At 45.0% G+C, this 17,032-nt stretch carries 14 protein-coding genes; 9 read left to right on the top strand and 5 right to left on the bottom strand.

Translation table 11 applies throughout. The annotated features are described in order from the left end of the window. Positions 1–65: 65 nt before the first annotated feature. On the bottom strand, positions 66–827 hold the full coding sequence (locus tag OCV20_RS16160) for a TatD family hydrolase (RefSeq protein WP_086774455.1): 762 nt from the start codon (positions 825–827) through the stop codon (positions 66–68). Positions 828–1,035: 208 nt separating this feature from the next. On the opposite strand from OCV20_RS16160, the gene hemB reads away from it, so the two are divergent. From hemB to spfP, 4 genes are all read left to right on the top strand, one after another. Further along, positions 1,036–2,079, top strand: a complete 1,044-nt coding sequence (hemB, locus tag OCV20_RS16155) for a porphobilinogen synthase (protein ID WP_017060158.1) — start codon at positions 1,036–1,038, stop codon at positions 2,077–2,079. Between the two features lie 76 nt (positions 2,080–2,155). Then, positions 2,156–2,590, top strand: coding sequence for a GNAT family N-acetyltransferase (locus OCV20_RS16150; RefSeq protein ID WP_086774456.1), 435 nt, complete (start codon positions 2,156–2,158; stop codon positions 2,588–2,590). Between the two features lie 679 nt (positions 2,591–3,269). Further along, positions 3,270–6,068, top strand: a complete 2,799-nt coding sequence (polA, locus tag OCV20_RS16145) for a DNA polymerase I (RefSeq protein ID WP_086774457.1) — start codon at positions 3,270–3,272, stop codon at positions 6,066–6,068. A gap of 193 nt (positions 6,069–6,261) precedes the next feature. After that, a complete protein-coding gene (spfP, locus tag OCV20_RS25960) occupies positions 6,262–6,309 on the top strand; it encodes a small protein SpfP (RefSeq protein ID WP_438356636.1) in 48 nt (15 codons plus the stop codon). Positions 6,310–6,575: 266 nt separating this feature from the next. Here spfP and OCV20_RS16140 read toward each other — a convergent pair whose 3' ends face one another. Both OCV20_RS16140 and yihA read right to left on the bottom strand, forming a co-directional pair. Further along, positions 6,576–7,175: a hypothetical protein gene (locus tag OCV20_RS16140; protein WP_059021868.1), complete on the bottom strand. Its 600-nt coding sequence runs from the start codon at positions 7,173–7,175 to the stop codon at positions 6,576–6,578. Between the two features lie 218 nt (positions 7,176–7,393). Then, on the bottom strand, positions 7,394–8,053 hold the full coding sequence (yihA, locus tag OCV20_RS16135) for a ribosome biogenesis GTP-binding protein YihA/YsxC (protein ID WP_017060162.1): 660 nt from the start codon (positions 8,051–8,053) through the stop codon (positions 7,394–7,396). A gap of 148 nt (positions 8,054–8,201) precedes the next feature. Here yihA and OCV20_RS16130 point away from each other — a divergent pair, with 148 nt between their 5' ends. The 5 genes from OCV20_RS16130 to hemN all read left to right on the top strand — a co-directional run bounded on the left by OCV20_RS16130 (position 8,202) and on the right by hemN (position 12,742). After that, entirely contained in the window at positions 8,202–8,819 is a 618-nt protein-coding gene (locus OCV20_RS16130) for a c-type cytochrome (RefSeq protein ID WP_012602993.1), read from the top strand. Positions 8,820–9,376: 557 nt separating this feature from the next. Then, complete coding sequence (locus OCV20_RS16125; RefSeq protein WP_048612436.1) at positions 9,377–10,015, top strand: class I SAM-dependent methyltransferase; 639 nt, start codon at positions 9,377–9,379, stop codon at positions 10,013–10,015. Next, entirely contained in the window at positions 10,015–10,572 is a 558-nt protein-coding gene (gene yihI / locus OCV20_RS16120; RefSeq protein WP_017060163.1) for a Der GTPase-activating protein YihI, read from the top strand. Before OCV20_RS16125 ends, yihI begins: the two co-directional genes overlap by 1 nt. 6 nt (positions 10,573–10,578) lie before the next feature. Beyond that, positions 10,579–11,067, top strand: a complete 489-nt coding sequence (locus OCV20_RS16115) for a DUF2489 domain-containing protein (RefSeq protein ID WP_086774458.1) — start codon at positions 10,579–10,581, stop codon at positions 11,065–11,067. A 283-nt stretch (positions 11,068–11,350) separates the two neighbouring features. Then, on the top strand, positions 11,351–12,742 hold the full coding sequence (gene hemN, locus OCV20_RS16110) for an oxygen-independent coproporphyrinogen III oxidase (protein WP_048607592.1): 1,392 nt from the start codon (positions 11,351–11,353) through the stop codon (positions 12,740–12,742). An 83-nt stretch (positions 12,743–12,825) separates the two neighbouring features. Here the strand turns inward: hemN and gepA are convergent, their stop codons facing one another. Both gepA and glnG read right to left on the bottom strand, forming a co-directional pair. Further along, entirely contained in the window at positions 12,826–15,408 is a 2,583-nt protein-coding gene (gene gepA, locus OCV20_RS16105; RefSeq protein WP_086774459.1) for a phosphodiesterase GepA, read from the bottom strand. 108 nt (positions 15,409–15,516) lie between these two features. Next, positions 15,517–16,920 carry a nitrogen regulation protein NR(I) gene (gene glnG / locus OCV20_RS16100; protein WP_017059224.1) on the bottom strand — a complete coding sequence of 468 codons (1,404 nt, stop codon included), beginning with the start codon at positions 16,918–16,920 and terminating at the stop codon, positions 15,517–15,519. Positions 16,921–17,032 lie beyond the last annotated feature (112 nt).

Here is a 17,032-nt window from a genome sequence, read left to right as displayed (position 1 = left end):
ATGTCACTTATCTTTCTCAAATAAATTCAGGAAAAATCCGTAATAATTACTTATTAATAGATTTATCATAAATTAAACAATGCCTTAGCATTTGTGGTGGTTATGTTTTCGACTTCTTTAAGGGTAATTCCGAGCAATTCAGCGATTCGTTTTGCTACTAATTCTGTGTAGGCTGGTTCATTGCGTTTACCGCGATTCGGTGTTGGTGCCAAGTATGGGCAATCTGTCTCTAGAATGACGTAATCCATATCGAGATGCGGGATCACCTTGTCCATCCCTGAATTCTTAAAGGTCGAAACGCCGCCTAAACCTAAATGAAAGCCTAGCTCGTTGATCGCTTGAGCTTCCTCTAAGCTGCTACCAAAGCAGTGAAATACCCCGCGTAAGCTGCCATCTTGTTCTTTACGAAGTAGGGCAAGTGTCTCTTCAATGGAATCACGAGTGTGGATCACCACAGGTAGATCAAGCTCTTTTGCCCACTGCAGTTGAGTCACAAACGCCATCTCTTGTTCAGCCTTGAAGGTTTTATCCCAGTACAAGTCGATACCAATCTCACCCACGGCGATAAAGTCATGCTTATCAAACCAAGCTCGAATGGTTTTGAGGGTTTGCTCGATATTCGCATCCACATAACAAGGGTGTAAGCCCATCATTGAGCGGCACACATCAGGAAACTGCGCTTCCGTCGCTAACATTGGCTCGATAGATTCTAAATCGATGTTCGGCAATAGAATGGTATCAATCCCTTGAGCCAGTGCACGCTGCACAACTTGTTCGCGGTCTTCATCGAATTCACTAGCGTAAATATGAGCATGGGTGTCGATCATTGTTTTGTCCTGAAAGCGGTCTTTACTGAGTTGTCATGAGTATACGGCAGTGTGAGGAGAAGGTCATTTTTTGCCATTTATCCCTGTTTTTGAGTGGGTTTCATATTTTACTGCTAGCGTCCTGAGCCATCAGTGATATGCTTTTGCCTGTATTTAGCACTTTTCATATCTAAGTATTTCGGTGCTTAGACTAGGCAAGGAGAATCTAGTGTCTGTTTCAATTCAAGGTCAATTCCCAGGTCGCCGTATGCGCCGTATGCGTAAGCACGACTTTAGCCGTCGCCTAATGGCAGAAAATCAATTGTCTGTGGATGATCTAATCTACCCAATGTTTATCCTGATGGGTAAAGACCGCCGCGAGCCTGTCGAGTCAATGCCAGGTGTTGAACGCTTGTCGATCGACTACATGCTTGAGGAAGCAGATTACCTGTCAAAGCTGGGTGTTCCTGCGATTGCTCTATTTCCAGTCGTGAACCAAGATGCTAAAAGTTTATGCGCAGCTGAAGCTCATAACTCAGAAGGTTTGGTGCAGCGCGCTGTACGTTTACTAAAAGAGCATGTGCCAAACATTGGCGTTATTACTGACGTAGCACTAGACCCATTCACTACTCACGGCCAAGACGGCATCATCGATGAAGATGGTTACGTGATGAATGACGAGACGACTGAAGTCTTGATCAAGCAAGCATTATCACACGCTGAAGCGGGTGCTGACGTGGTTGCACCATCGGATATGATGGATGGTCGCATTGGTAAGATCCGTGAAGCGTTAGAAGAGGCGGGTCATATTCATACTCAAATTATGGCGTACTCTGCGAAATACGCATCGTGTTACTACGGTCCATTCCGCGACGCAGTCGGCAGTGCGTCTAACCTGAAAGGTGGTAACAAGAAGAACTACCAAATGGATCCTGCGAACAGCGATGAAGCGATTCACGAAGTTGCGATGGATCTTAATGAAGGTGCCGACATGGTGATGGTTAAGCCTGGCATGCCTTACCTAGACATCGTGCGTCGTGTGAAGCATGAACTCCAAGCTCCGACATTTGCCTACCAAGTGTCTGGTGAGTATGCGATGCACAAAGCAGCGATTCAAAACGGTTGGCTAAAAGAGCGTGAAACCGTCATGGAATCACTGCTGTGCTTTAAGCGCGCTGGTGCTGATGGCATTCTTACTTACTTCGCTAAAGATGTGGCTGAGTGGCTTGCAGAAGACAATGCACAAGCCGCAGAGCACTTAAAAGAAAAGTAATCGTGTAGAGCTCACTTAAGTGATCAGTAAAGGGTTGGCCATTGTGCCAGCCCTTTCGTTTATAAGGATGAATAAGATGTCAGTTGTCGTGCGTGAAGGTTCGTTAGAAGAAGTGGTGTCTGTGGTCGAGCAGATCTCTGAGTTCGCTAAAAAAGAGAGTGTTGCTTCTCTTTCAGAGCGGCTAGCAGGGAAAAAGAATCTTATCTTAGTGGCTGAAGAAGCTGATGTGCTGCTCGGTTTTAAGATCGGCTATGAATTGGATCAAGATACTTTTTACAGCTGGTTTGGTGGCGTGTCACCGCTCGCGAGGAACAAAGGCGTTGCACAGGCGCAATTAGACGCTCAGGAACAGTGGGCGAAAGAGCAGGGCTACAGACAGTTAAAGGTTAAGTCTCGTAACCAGTTCCCTGCAATGTTGCGCCTGTTATTGAGAAACGGTTACCTAATCGAAAAATTTGAAGAAAAAGAAGACATTAATGCCCATAGAATCCATTTTTTGAAGCAAATTTAAGCACTGCTGTTAACGGCTTATAAATTAAATGAGATTTGTTATCATTTAAGTGTTGACTATTAAATGAGAATCATTATTATTAACTTCGTCTTAGGGAATGAGGAAATGTTCACAAGGATGTTAAGTACTCAAGTATCTACTTGGTTACCCAACAGAATTCTCGCGAACTTGTACTAAGTTCTTTTTGACACGACATTGCTCACATTGCTTCCAGTGTAATTTATAGCTTTTAGGTAAAGCTGTGGTATTCAATTTGAATGGCTTTACCGGTTTTTGCTAGGCGACATCTTCGGGTGTCGCTTTTTTTATACCTACCATTTCAACAAGATGCATATTTATTGGCACGTATTTTTATGAATAAAACGCCATCAGCATTCTTTTCCACAACGCAAGATCGAGAAAAGATCGTTGATCATCTGTTCGATCTGTAAAATTATTCTTTATTTTCAGGTGTTTATTGGTGTTTTTTGAGTTGTTCACCGTAGTTCTCAACAGGGAGGATAAATAATATAAACAGAGTTATCCACAGAACGCTTGCGTCTAAGAACAAAAAATAACAACAAATCGATTATAACGAACACAACCGAGTGAACGGATACAGATCGACAACGTGGAATCCAACCAACAGACGTGGCATTCTTAACAGATAATTTCTGTACTTACTGGATACACAAACATTATGGCTCGTATTCCTGATAATCCATTGATTCTGATCGATGGCTCTTCTTACCTATATCGCGCGTTCCATGCTTACCCTGGCACAATGAGCAATGGTGATATCCCAACTAACGCTGTTTACGGTGTAGTTAATATGCTGCGCAGCATGATGCGTCAATTTGCTTCTGATCGTATTGCGGTAATTTTTGATGCGAAAGGAAAGACGTTCCGTGATGACATGTACCCAGAGTACAAGGCAAATCGTCCACCTATGCCTGATGATCTTCGTTGCCAGATTGAGCCTTTGCACAATGTGATTCGTGCAATGGGTTTGCCACTTATCTCTATTCCCGGCGTTGAAGCGGATGACGTGATCGGTACGCTTGCTTCTCAAGCTTCTGCGATGGGTATGCCTGTGCTTATTAGTACTGGCGATAAAGATATGGCGCAGCTTGTCGATGACAACGTTACTCTGATCAACACCATGACCAACGTGGTAATGGATCGTGAAGGCGTGATTGAGAAGTTTGGCATTCCACCAGAGCTGATTATCGACTACCTTGCGCTGATGGGTGATAAAGTCGATAACATCCCAGGTGTTCCGGGTGTCGGTGACAAGACAGCGACTGCTCTGCTGCAAGGCATTGGTAGCATCGAAAAGCTGTATCAAAACCTGGATGATATTGCCGCTCTTGGCTTCCGTGGTTCAAAAACCATGGCTAAGAAGCTGATTGATAATAAAGACAACGCTGAGATGTCTTACGAGCTTGCAACGATCAAACTGGACGTCGAGTTAGAAGAGACACCTGAGTCGCTTGTAAAAGCCCAACCAAACACGGATGAGCTGATTAAGCTATACGGTCAACTGGTCTTCAAGTCTTGGTTGAACGAGCTACTTGAAGGTGGCAATGGTGTGGTTGAGGCGGATGAAAAGTCGGGCGCAGTGCGTAGCAATACGGCATCAACCACTTCTACCGTAGAAATGAACACCTCTGCCGTGACGATTGATCGCAGCAACTACGAAACCATCCTAGATGAAGCGTCATTCAATGTTTGGTTAGAGAAATTGAAAGCATCTGAAGTGTTTGCTTTCGATACTGAGACAGACAGCCTAGATTACATGGTGGCGAACCTCGTTGGCCTGTCATTCGCGACTGAAGAAGGCGTTGCCGCTTACGTACCGGTTGCCCATGATTACCTAGATGCACCTCAGCAGCTGGATCGTGATTGGGTACTTGAACAGCTCAAGCCGATTCTTGAAGATGATGCACAAGCGAAAGTAGGTCAGAACCTTAAATACGATATGAGTGTGCTAGCGCGCTACGGTATCGAGATGAAAGGCATCAAGCACGATACCATGCTGGCGTCTTACGTTTTCAATAGCGTAGGTGGCAAGCATGATATGGACAGCCTAGCGCTGCGTTTCCTACAGCACAGCTGCATCTCATTTGAGCAAATCGCAGGTAAAGGTAAGAAGCAGCTTACTTTCAACCAGATTGAGCTGGGTGAAGCGTCTCCATACGCAGCAGAAGATGCTGACGTGACTTTACGTCTTCATAACCGTTTGATGGAAAACATTGAACAAGATGAAAAGCTAAAAGCCATCTATGAAGAAATCGAAGTACCACTGATCCCTGTTATGTCTCGTATTGAACGTACTGGCGTATTCATCGATGACATGCTGCTAGGCGCTCAATCGCAAGAGATTGCGGTTCGTTTGGATGAGCTAGAACAGAAAGCCTACGAGATTGCAGAGCAAGAGTTCAACATGAACTCGCCAAAACAGCTGCAAGCGATCCTGTTTGAGAAAATGGGTCTGCCAGTTATCAAGAAAACGCCATCAGGTGCGCCTTCAACCAACGAAGAAGTGCTGCAAGAGCTGGCTCTTGATTACCCGCTACCTAAGCTGATCATTGAGTATCGTGGTCTTGCGAAACTGAAGTCGACGTACACAGATAAACTGCCGAAGATGATCAACGCTGAAACGGGTCGTGTTCACACGTCTTATCACCAAGCGGTGACAGCAACGGGTCGTTTGTCTTCGACGGATCCAAACCTACAGAACATCCCAATTCGTAATGAAGAAGGCCGTCGTATCCGCCAAGCATTCGTTGCACAACATGGTTGGAAGATTCTAGCGGTCGATTACTCTCAAATTGAATTGCGTATCATGGCGCACCTTTCGGGTGATAAAGCGCTTCTGGAAGCATTCCAACAAGGCAAAGATATCCACGCGGCAACGGCGGCTGAGATCATTGGTGTTGATATTGAGCAGGTAACGACTGAGCAGCGTCGTCGTGCTAAAGCCGTTAACTTCGGTCTTATCTACGGTATGAGTGCCTTTGGCTTGGCTAAGCAACTGGGTATTCCTCGTGGTGAAGCACAGCACTACATGGATACTTACTTCGAGCGTTACCCTGGCGTAATGCAGTATATGGAAGACACGCGCAGTGCAGCTTCAGAGCAAGGCTTCGTTGAAACCATTTACGGTCGTCGTCTGCACCTTCCTGAGATTCAATCTCGTAATGGCATGCGTCGTAAGGCAGCTGAACGCGCGGCGATCAACGCGCCAATGCAAGGTACAGCGGCAGACATCATTAAGAAAGCGATGTTGTTGGTGGATGAGTGGATTCAAGCGGAAGGCGATGGTCGTGTGAAACTGCTTATGCAGGTACACGATGAATTGGTGTTTGAAGTGGAAGAGTCATCTTTAGCCGAAATTGAAAGTAAAGTACAAGAATTGATGGAATCCGCTGCAGAGCTAGAAGTGCCGCTTGTCGCGGAAGCTGGCCACGGTGACAACTGGGATCAAGCCCACTAATCAGTTTTTGACCTTAATAAGCAAATTAGTATGAGCCAGTGCACAAACACTGGCTTTTTTTTGTCTCAAATAAAGTTAAGTCGTAATAAGAATTTAGGTGTTTTAATAAAACATTCATGAAAAAAAACTACAAAAGTTGTTTTCATTTCTGAGCAATTGTTGTACATTAAATCTCGTAGGGTACAGAGGTAAGATGTTCTATCTTTCAGACCTTTTGTTTCACGTTATTGGATTAGGCTGATTCAGCCGCCCCAGTCAGTATTTGACTGGGGCGTTTTTTCTTGTGCGAAAGAAAAATATTTCCACCCTGCAATTCCCCCGTAAAACCTCTCATTTTTAGTGCCTTTTATTACACTTTCTCAAGCACAGTGATAAACCCCTGATTTGCCTTAGATCTGGAATTCGATCAGCTTTTGGTAATTTAAATCCGTCTCTAAGTCGATTGTTTTATCACTTGAAATAACTTTTATTTTACAAGTGATTGATAAAGGATTGATGGGTTACGCTTTATTTATCAGTGTATTGAGTCGGTGAATGCTCAATGTAATCCATGATTTTCTGTTGTTTCTCGGTGCTGTATTTCAGTGCTTCGGCAGTGATCTGGATGGATTGCGCCATCGAAGAGATATTGTTGGTCGCTTTTACCAAGGTTTGCTGCATTGGTTTCAGGATAAGCAGATAGATAGCGGTCAAAGCGATAATAATGACGGCGATAACGGCCGCCAGCGCAATGATGATCTTGGTCTGAATATCATCCAACAGCATTTGACTGGTTTGTTTAAAGGCGAGTCGAGATTGGTCTAAGGCTTGTGGCAGTTGATTGAGGGATGTCTTGGTGGAGTTCGCAAGCTTATTGATGCTTTCAACGGTTTGATTGAGGGCTTGTTGCTGGTCGTCGCTTAGGTTGGGGTTGTTGACTATCGCCTGCAAAGATTCCGATATCACCTCAAGAGACTCACTCGCATCTTGGGCGTACTTTTCCATGCCATCTAGGTCTAATGTCATATCGACATTGATCAGTGGGGCTTGTTCTTGTTCTGGTTCAGAGGCAAACCCTGTCAATGAGACCAACATAAGTGCAATGATGGCCAATGGTGTTTTCCACATGAGTATTCCTTTCTCATTGTTCTGATTATTTAGATGTGTCTTTTAGTATGGTTCACTTCTATTGGTTTTAGTGGCTAAATCCGATCTTTAACACTAAAAACTTAGGCTTAACTCACTAATTTTTGGGCAAAAAAATACCCCACCTATATAAGGAGGGGCATTGATAAGGCTAAATCACGTGTTGTCAGTGCTCTAACCTATAGCGATAAGTAGGGAAACTACTCTGAGTCGTTGTGCTCTTCGTCCGCTAACTCATCAATGATTTGATCAGCAAGCGCTGGGGCAAACCACTCATCCATCTTGGCACGCAGTTGGTCTACGCCGATGCCCTTCATTGAAGAGAAGACATCAACCGCAACATCACCACCGAAAGATTTTGCATCGTTACGGATTTTCAGTAGCTGTGCTTTACGCGCACCACTTTTCAGTTTGTCTGCTTTTGTTAACAAAACCTGTACTGGGATACGGCTATCGATAGCCCAGTAGATCATTTGTTGGTCAAGGTCTTTCATTGGGTGACGGATATCCATCAATACCACTAAACCTTTCAGGCTTTCACGTCGTTGTAGGTATTCACCTAGCGACTTCTGCCATTTTTTCTTCATCTCAAGTGGTACTTGAGCAAAGCCATATCCAGGTAAATCGACGATATGACAACCGTCTGTTACCTTAAATAGGTTGATTAGCTGAGTTCGACCGGGTGTTTTACTGGTTTTCGCCAAGCTTTTTTGGTTAGTAACGCGATTTAGCGCGCTAGATTTACCAGCATTGGAGCGTCCTGCAAACGCAATTTCGATCCCTTCGTCTTCTGGTAAATGACGAATATCAGGTGCACTGGTAATGAAATGCGTGTTTTGATAATGAATTTTTACGCTCACTGTTAACTCCATCTCGACTTTGTGTAGTCGATTGATTACTTTTTTGTGAATTTGTGTAAAATAACCGTGCTCGGCATAAGGTCGCCTATTGTACCATGAGTGGCAACATAGAGTGGTACTGGAAGCTTGATAATTATAATGGAATGTCATGAAGAAATTAGCGCTAATTTTGAGTCTTTTAGCCAGCTGCTCAGTATGGGCTCAAGGTAGTATTGAAGCTGGTAAAGCCAAATCACAAACATGTGTTGCCTGCCACGGTGCTGACGGCAACAGTCTGATCACTCAGTACCCTAAGCTGGCCGGTCAACATGAGAAGTATCTAGAGAAGCAGTTAAAAGAGCTTAAGCTAGGTATGACAAGTGGTGGTAAGCAAGGTCGTTACGAACCTGTAATGGGTGCAATGGCGATGCCTTTATCTGAAGAAGATATGGCTGACCTAGCGGCATACTACGCCTCTCTACCTATCTCTAGTAACTCTACTCCTGAAAATGTAGTAGATGAAGGTAAGGTTCTTTACACAGCGGGTAACGCAGAACGCGGCGTAACGGCGTGTATTGCTTGTCACGGCCCACGTGGTAATGGTACCGAACTTTCTGGTTTCCCTAAGATTTCAGGTCAGCACGCAGATTACATCAAGGCTCAACTTGAAAAATTCCGCGATGGTGACCGTAATAACGACATGAATGCGATGATGCGTGATGTAGCTAAAAAGTTAACAGACGCTGATATTGATACCTTATCGAAGTACGTTGGTGGTTTACACTAATTTGTCGGTTTCTTGCTCTTAGCCAGAGTAAAGGAATGTACGTTCGAGCGAGATTGAAGAGACGCCCCGATCAGTAATGGTCGGGGCGTTTTCTTTTGTATTGGTTTTATTAATGCATTTTGTGTTTATGTCTGATTTATCAATGTGTGATCGATTTGTGTACAAAAGTGTGAAGTCGCACTCTTGTAGTCTTTTTGTAACACGGTAAAGTAACCGCCATCAGCTAGGAGCTGACTTAGATATGGATGATCATCTAGTCTAACGGTATAGACAGAAACGGATCAGGCTAGGACAGCCCAGCAACAAGGTGTTAGAAAAGGATAGCCAAAACTCATCAGGACGATGAACAACAAACAAATTTGGCATGGAAAGCACCAATAACAAATGGAGATTTGTGTACCAAGTTGAGTATGCAAATTTTGGCCGATATAGGCAGATTTAGAGAGCGATAGGTTTTCCTATCGCTTTTTTTATTGATTTGATGAAAAAACACCCAATACCTCTCCACTATAAACTCAGTTTCTGGTATGTTTCGCATCCCTGTTTAAGGATGTGCTATGTATACTTGTCCCTTATGCCATCACCAAGGCGTGAATCACTATTTTGAAGACAAACGCAGAGCCTATCTGCAGTGTCAGCAATGTGAACTGGTATTTGTTAAACCTGAACAAAGGTTAGAAGCAAAAGAAGAAAAAGCACACTATGATCTCCATGAGAACGATCCTAGTGATGCAGGCTATCGCCGCTTTTTATCTCGCATCGCGGATCCACTAACAGACAAAATTTCATCTAACTCACAAGGGTTGGATTTTGGTTGTGGCCCAGGCCCTACGCTATCTATTATGTTAGAAGAAGCCGGACACACCATGGAGTTGTACGATATCTATTACCACCCAGATACCTCTGTGTTGGAAAAAACGTATGACTTTATGACTGCCACGGAGGTGATAGAGCATCTTTATCACCCAGACAAAGTGTGGCAGCAATGGTTGAATTTAGTTAAACCCAAGGGCTGGATTGGTCTTATGACTAAACTAGTAATAGACGTAGACGCGTTTGCTGGTTGGCACTACAAGAATGACCCGACACATGTCGTCTTCTTTAGTCGTCAAACATTCCAGTTTTTGGCAGAGCGGGATAAGCTCGAACTAGAATTTTTTGGAAATGATGTAATTTTACTGAGGAAAGTGCAGTAATGGGTCGTAGTAAGAAATCAAGAAAGCCGGGAGCACTTGGCGCTCCGGAGCCTATGGTTACTCGTAACCGTAGTGAATCTGATGTTGAAGGTCGTGAACGTAAGCGTGTTAAAAAGCGTAAAGGCCTTAAGTCTGGCAGCCGTCACTCAGATGGTAGCGAAGCAAAACAGCGTAAAGCTGCACAAGCTCGTGACCCTCGTTTAGGCAGTAAGAAAAAAATTCCGCTGATCGTTGAACCAGCGAAGAAGCCGACTAAACAAGAGCGCAAGCTATCTAACGAACAAGAGTTAGAGATGCTTGAGAATGATGCTCAACTGAACACACTGCTAGATCGTATCGAAAATGGTGAAAACCTAGGTGCTGGTCTACAGAAGTTTGTTGATGAGAAACTTGATCGTATCGAACACCTAATGGGCCGCTTAGGTCTACTAGAGCCAGAAGACGATGAAGAAGAGATCTTCGAAGAAGCACCGGTTGCCTCTAAGAAGAAAGCGAGCTCTGACGAAGACTTGCTATCTCAATTCGAAGATTTCGATTTAGACAGCTTTAAAGGTTAATAGCCAATGAACGTAACCTTATTAGCAATTGCTGGTGGAATGATCATTCTCGGCTTGGGCTCTTACGCAGGTTACCTTCTACTTCAAGTGAAGAAGCAGACGGAGTTGCAAAAGCAGCATCAAGCACTAGCCATTGAAAAACGTAACGCGACGATTTACGAAAACGTAAGTACTTTGTGCTTAGCGGGCATTCAAGGGCAATGTGACTTACCTGAGATCAGTATCCGAGTGTGTATCATTATGGATAATGTTCAGGGTGATGAGCGTGTCGATTTTGATTCTGAGTATCCTGCTCTTTCTGAGCTGTACCATATCGTAAAAGATATGGCTCGCGGAGAGGCAAGACAGGAACTGACGAAGAAAGAACGCATGCAGCAGAATCTCACGCGCCATAAGGCAGAGACTCGCTTGAATGATGCGGTCATTGAAGATCTGAAAAGGTTGCAAGAGAAGGTTAAACCTCTCAACAACCAAATCGACATTCAGATGATCTAGTCGCTAAGACTTTTAAAATAGAGGCTTGTTTAATACAGGGTGTTCTTGAGGCACCTTATCTTTATAGATAGTGTTAAATGAGCCTTCTTACCTTTTGCGTCTCGTTAATCCCGACGCTTTGTTAGTGATCAAGCTAGCAGTTCTGAGTTTTTGTCTAAAAAATTGATTTTGTCTTGGAACGACCTTACAGGTCGTGTGGCAAAATAACCCGTCTATATTTTAATGTATGTAAAATGATTTGAGAGACCTTAGGTTCTCGCGGATCTAAATTGGAAATACCGCTATGTCGAGCAAGCCAGTAACAACGAATCAGCAAATCGTTTGGGATCAAGAGATCTTAAACAAGTACAACTATTCGGGACCTCGTTACACCTCATACCCAACTGCGTTGGAGTTTCATGAAGCGTTTACCGTCGCTGATTACGACATGGCGTGTACTCAATATCCTGAGCGTCCACTCTCTCTTTACGTGCATATCCCGTTCTGCCACAAGCTTTGTTACTACTGTGGTTGTAATAAAGTCATTACTCGTCACTCGCATAAAGCGGATGAGTACCTTGATGTGATTGAACATGAAATCCGCCAACGCGCCTCTTTATTGAATGGCCGTGAAGTGACGCAATTGCACTTCGGTGGTGGTACGCCAACGTTCTTGACCAAGACACAAATCACTCGCTTGATGATGATTCTACGTGATGAGTTTAACTTCACCGCTGACGCTGAAATCAGTATCGAAGTTGACCCGCGTGAGATTGAGCTAGACGTACTCGACCACCTACGTAGCGAAGGCTTTAACCGCCTGAGTATTGGTGTTCAAGACTTCAATAAAGAAGTACAGAAGCTGGTTAATCGTGAGCAAGATGAAGAGTTCATCATTGCGATGGTTCAGCGTGCGAAAGAGCTAGGCTTCCGTTCAACCAACCTTGATTTGATCTACGGCCTACCAAAGCAGACTCAAGCTTTGTTCGCTGAAACATTGAAGCAAGTGCTAGAGATGAAACCAGGTCGTTTATCGGTATTTAACTACGCACACATGCCTCAGCTGTTTGCTGCGCAGCGTAAGATTAAAGACGAAGACCTACCAGAAGCGAAAGAGAAAATGGCTATCTTACAAGATACCATCGAGACGCTAACGGGGGCGGGTTACCAGTTCATCGGTATGGACCACTTTGCTCTGCCTGAAGACGAGCTAGCAGTAGCACAACGTGAAGGTATTCTGCATCGTAACTTCCAAGGCTACACTACCCAAGGTGAAGCGGACCTAATTGGTTTCGGTGTTTCTGCTATCTCTATGGTCGGTGATGCTTACGCTCAAAACCAGAAAGAGCTGAAGAAGTACTACGCTCAGGTGAATGACCTGCGCCATGCACTTTGGAAAGGCGTGGCACTAGACAGTGACGACCTTCTACGTCGTGAAGTGATCAAGCAGCTTATCTGTAACTTTAAGCTTGATAAAACGATGATCGAATCTGAGTTCTCGGTTAACTTTAATCGCTACTTCAAAGAAGATTTAGAGCTTCTACAAACCTTCATCAACGATGATTTGGTTGAAGTCGATGACAAAGAAATCCGCGTTACTCTGCGTGGCCGCTTGCTGATCCGTAATATCTGTATGTGTTTTGATAAATACTTACGTGCAAAGGCTCGCCAACAGCAGTTCTCTCGCGTTATCTAATCGCTCGATAGAGAATAGAACAATAAAAAATGCCAGCATCATGCTGGCATTTTTGTATCTGACTCATTCAATTTCTGCCTGATTTAGGTGAGGTTCTCAGTGGTATTTTGTTTGATCTTGGCACTTTGCTTGGAGTTGCTAAGGTCGGTAGGCCATTGGTCAAACGGAACTGGGCGACTGTATAAGAAGCCTTGAGCAAGCGGGCACTGCAGCTGCTTAAGAAGTTCAGCCTGTTGCTGTGTTTCAACGCCTTCAGCCACTAAGCTTACTTTGAAACCTTTAGTGATGTTAACGATGGCCGCGACGATGGAGCTGTCGAGATTCTCTTTGCTGAGCTTGCTAACGAAGCTTCGATCTATCTTCAGGCAATCAAATGGCAGCTTTTGCAGATAGGCTAGGGAAGAGTAGCCAGTACCAAAATCATCAATTGCGATTGAGACCCCTAACGCTTTGAGCGTCAGCATGTTATCGATGATGGTCGGATCGTTGTCGACGATGCGTGATTCGGTGATCTCTAGTGTCAGGTTGCTTGCTGGCAGCTTGGTGTCTCTTAGCGTGCCCTTAACCTGTTCGACAAAGCCACTTTCGCTTAGCTGATCGACCGATAGATTGACGTGAATCGAGAAGTCTTTGCTCCACTTTCCTGACTCAATCGCAATGGCTGTATCTCGACAGGACTTATGCAGAATTTGTTTTCCGATATCGTAAATGAGCCCGCTCTCTTCCGCGAGAGGAATGAACTCGAGCGGCGAGATCACCCCTTCATCGGTTATCCAGCGAGCTAAAGCTTCCGCACCAATGGTCGAGCCGGATTCCAGATCAATAATAGGCTGATAAAACGGTTCGAACTGTTGAAGCTCTATTGCTCGGTTCATCCGCGCTAGCATCTTGGTGCGATGTCTCGATGCTTTGCCCATCTCCGGGCTGTAAATGCTGACACTGGTTTTGTCTTGTTTTGCGTTGCTCAATGCAATGCTGCTATTGCGTAGCAGGAGTGTAATGTCGTAGAGATTCGAGACATTCACTATCCCCATCGATACCTTAATCACCACGCTTTCTGATTCCATTGAAAATGGGGAAGCGAAGGTTTGAAGTAAGCGGTTAGTCAGCAGCTGAACATCATCGCTTTGCGTTACGTTTGGGGCGTAAATCGCAAACTCATCACCACCAGTGCGAGCTAATAGGTATTCGGATGGCAGTGTGCCTCTTAAACGAGCGGCCGCAATGATAAGCAGCTGGTCACCATTGTAATGACCTAGGCTGTCATTGATGTCTCGGAAGCGATCAATACCAATCAAATACAGCGTGCCTTCTTCGTTGTCAGGGTGTTTCTTGGCCGCATCAATAAAGCCTTCACGACTGTATAGCTTGGTTAATGAGTCATAGGTAAGTTGAGACTGCAAGGCGTGAAACGAGGCCTTTAAGTTGTTGGCCATTTCATTGAATGACTCCACCAACATGCTGGTTTCATAGATATGCCCCGTCTTTGGCATGCTCGTGTCCCAATCGCCTTTAGCAAGGCGTTTGGCTGCATCTGCAGTCGAGGTGATGGGTTGGGTTACGCGATTAAAGGCAACTAATCCTGCAATGACCCCAAGGCAACTCAGTGCTAGCCCGAGCAACCAGCTGTTTCTTTGATTTTCTGGTAATTCACCGAGCAGATTGCTTTCAGGAATCGACACTCCAATAAACCACGTGAGGCCGTGTTCATCTTCGTAAGGGGTGATTTGGTTAAAGTAGCGTTCGTTGTCTAGGCTAAAGCTAAAGCGCTGCTCGCCCAAATTATCGATTAGGTGGAATTGGTCTACGTAACTGGCGCTTTCACGTATTACGGGGTTAGCACTCTCTGTTGCCAGTAAGCGTTGGCCTTTGTTGGTTTTTCCTGTGCCCCACGAAACGACACTGCCTCCACCTGAGTGCGCGACCAAGCGTTGCTGCTTATCGATGATGTAAACAGAGGCATCTGTTCTATCTTTGAGCTTTCTGAGAAACGCATTGAAGGTATTGATCTTGATGTCGCTGACGACGACGGCTTTGAATTCGTTATCATCATAGATAGGCGCGAGAGCCGATAAGGTGATTTCTTGGCGTTCGTCAGCATTGGCATAAATTGGTGACCACAACGGTTTTTTCTGTGTCGCAACGGGTGTGTACCAAGGACGGATTCTTGGGTCGTAACCTGAAATTACCGATCGAATGTCTTCACTAATCTTGCTGCCACGGTAAATGACCAACTGATCATTGGTGCGTTCGTCTTGCACCATCAAGGTGTAGCCTTTGTTGGCTTCTTTGCGGAAACCGACGTAGTTACCATCTTCAGAGCCAAAGCCGATCACATCGAGTTGAGGTACAGCAGTGTAATGGTCTGAAAACGTATAAAAAATATAGTCTTGGACCTTACTAAGATTACCCGCTTGATAAAGATGGTGGTAGCCGATGTTATGGCTGAGCGAGAGGTTCGCGTGAAATGGCTTTTCTAAAAAATTAGACAGGCTTTGATGAACATTGTCAGTCAGTGATGTTAGTTGGCGTGCACTAACATCACTCACCATCTCTTTGTAGCTTAGCTTTTGAGTGAAAACCATTACGCCCATAGTGAACAGAAAAATCATCACGAATGGCAGAACCACTGCGGTTCTCAAAGTAATTTGTGTTTTCAAAGACATCTTTAGCTACAACTTTGGTGAATAGTGTACTGTAATTGTACCGACACTATTCAAACCAAGCGACACTTTTTTGGTTAAAAAGTAGCTGCATCGAGAATCATATAAGGTCTAGTACAGTTCTTTGAGTTTACGAGTTAGGGTATTTCTTCCCCATCCCAAAACCTTAGCTGCATCCTGTTTATGACCATTAGTATGGTGGAGTGCAGCCTCTAGCAGTATACGTTCAAACTCTGGCAGAGCATAAGTCAGCAGCTCTTTTTCTCCTGAATCAAGCGCACACTTTGCCCAATTAGCGAGCAGTTGTTGCCAGTTATCTCCAGTTCCTGAGGTGGTCACTACTTTTTCTTCCAGCAGCTCTGGTGGCAGGTCTGAAGGAAGAATTTCGCTGCCGCTCGCCATCACGGTGAGCCAACGACAAATGTTTTCAAGCTGACGCACGTTACCCGGCCAATTGAGCTGGTTGAGCTTCAAAATGGTCTCAGGATGCAGCGTCTTCACTTCAACACCGAGCTCTTCGGCGGCGGATGCTAGGAAGTGATGAGTCAGTTTTTCAATGTCTTGTTTACGTTCGCGAAGTGCCGGGATATGGATTCGGATAACGTTGAGTCGGTGGAAAAGGTCTTCACGGAAGTCGCCTTCATGCACTAAGCGCTCAAGGTCTTGGTGGGTTGCGGCAACTATACGAACGTCAACCTTAACCGCAGAGTGTCCACCCACACGATAAAATTGGCCATCAGAAAGTACACGTAGCAAGCGAGTCTGAATATCGAGTGGCATGTCGCCGATCTCATCAAGAAACAGGGTGCCGCCGTTGGCTTGTTCGAAGCGTCCTTGGCGAACGCTGTTAGCACCGGTAAAGGCGCCTTTTTCGTGGCCAAACAGTTCAGACTCGATCAGATCTTTGGGGATAGCAGCCATGTTCAAGGCAATGAAGGGCTTCTTAGCTCTTGGGCTGTGACGATGCAGAGCGTGAGCGACCAATTCTTTACCGGTACCCGATTCACCATTGATCAGCACGGATATGGATGAGCGAGACAAACGACCAATCGCTCGGAAAACTTCCTGCATTGCCGGTGCTTCACCGATGATTTCTGGCGCGTTGGTGTCTTCAGCGACTTCGCTGGCTTGTTCGCGTTTCTGTTCTTGGCTGTGCGCGATCGCTCGTTCGACTAGAGTCAGTGTTTCATCAATATCGAACGGCTTTGGTAGATATTCAAAGGCGCCTTTTTGATAAGCATTCACCGCCGCATCAAGGTCTGAGTGCGCGGTCATAATGATCACGGGCAGGTCGGGAGAGCGCTGGTGAACTTGATGCAACAGCTCTATCCCATCAATGCCGGGCATGCGAATGTCAGACACCAAAACGTCCGGTGTTTCGCGCTCAAGCGCAAGTAACACGCTCTCAGCATCAGCAAATGTTTCGCACTTTATATCCGCAGATGAAAGTGTTTTCTCTACTACCCAGCGGATAGAGCTGTCGTCATCGACGACCCAAACGTATCCCTTACTCATAATTCAATTCCTTTGCAGCCAAATCTATTGTGATAATCATTGTTGTTTTTATGATGTCTTAATCTTTGTGTACCGAGCTAATCCTTTCATCTCGCTGTTCAATAGCGAGGCT

Source organism: Vibrio coralliirubri (assembly GCF_024347375.1).
Taxonomy (GTDB): domain Bacteria; phylum Pseudomonadota; class Gammaproteobacteria; order Enterobacterales; family Vibrionaceae; genus Vibrio; species Vibrio coralliirubri.
The sequence above is the reverse complement of the archived record's forward strand: the minus strand, read 5'-3'. Positions and strand labels throughout refer to the sequence as shown.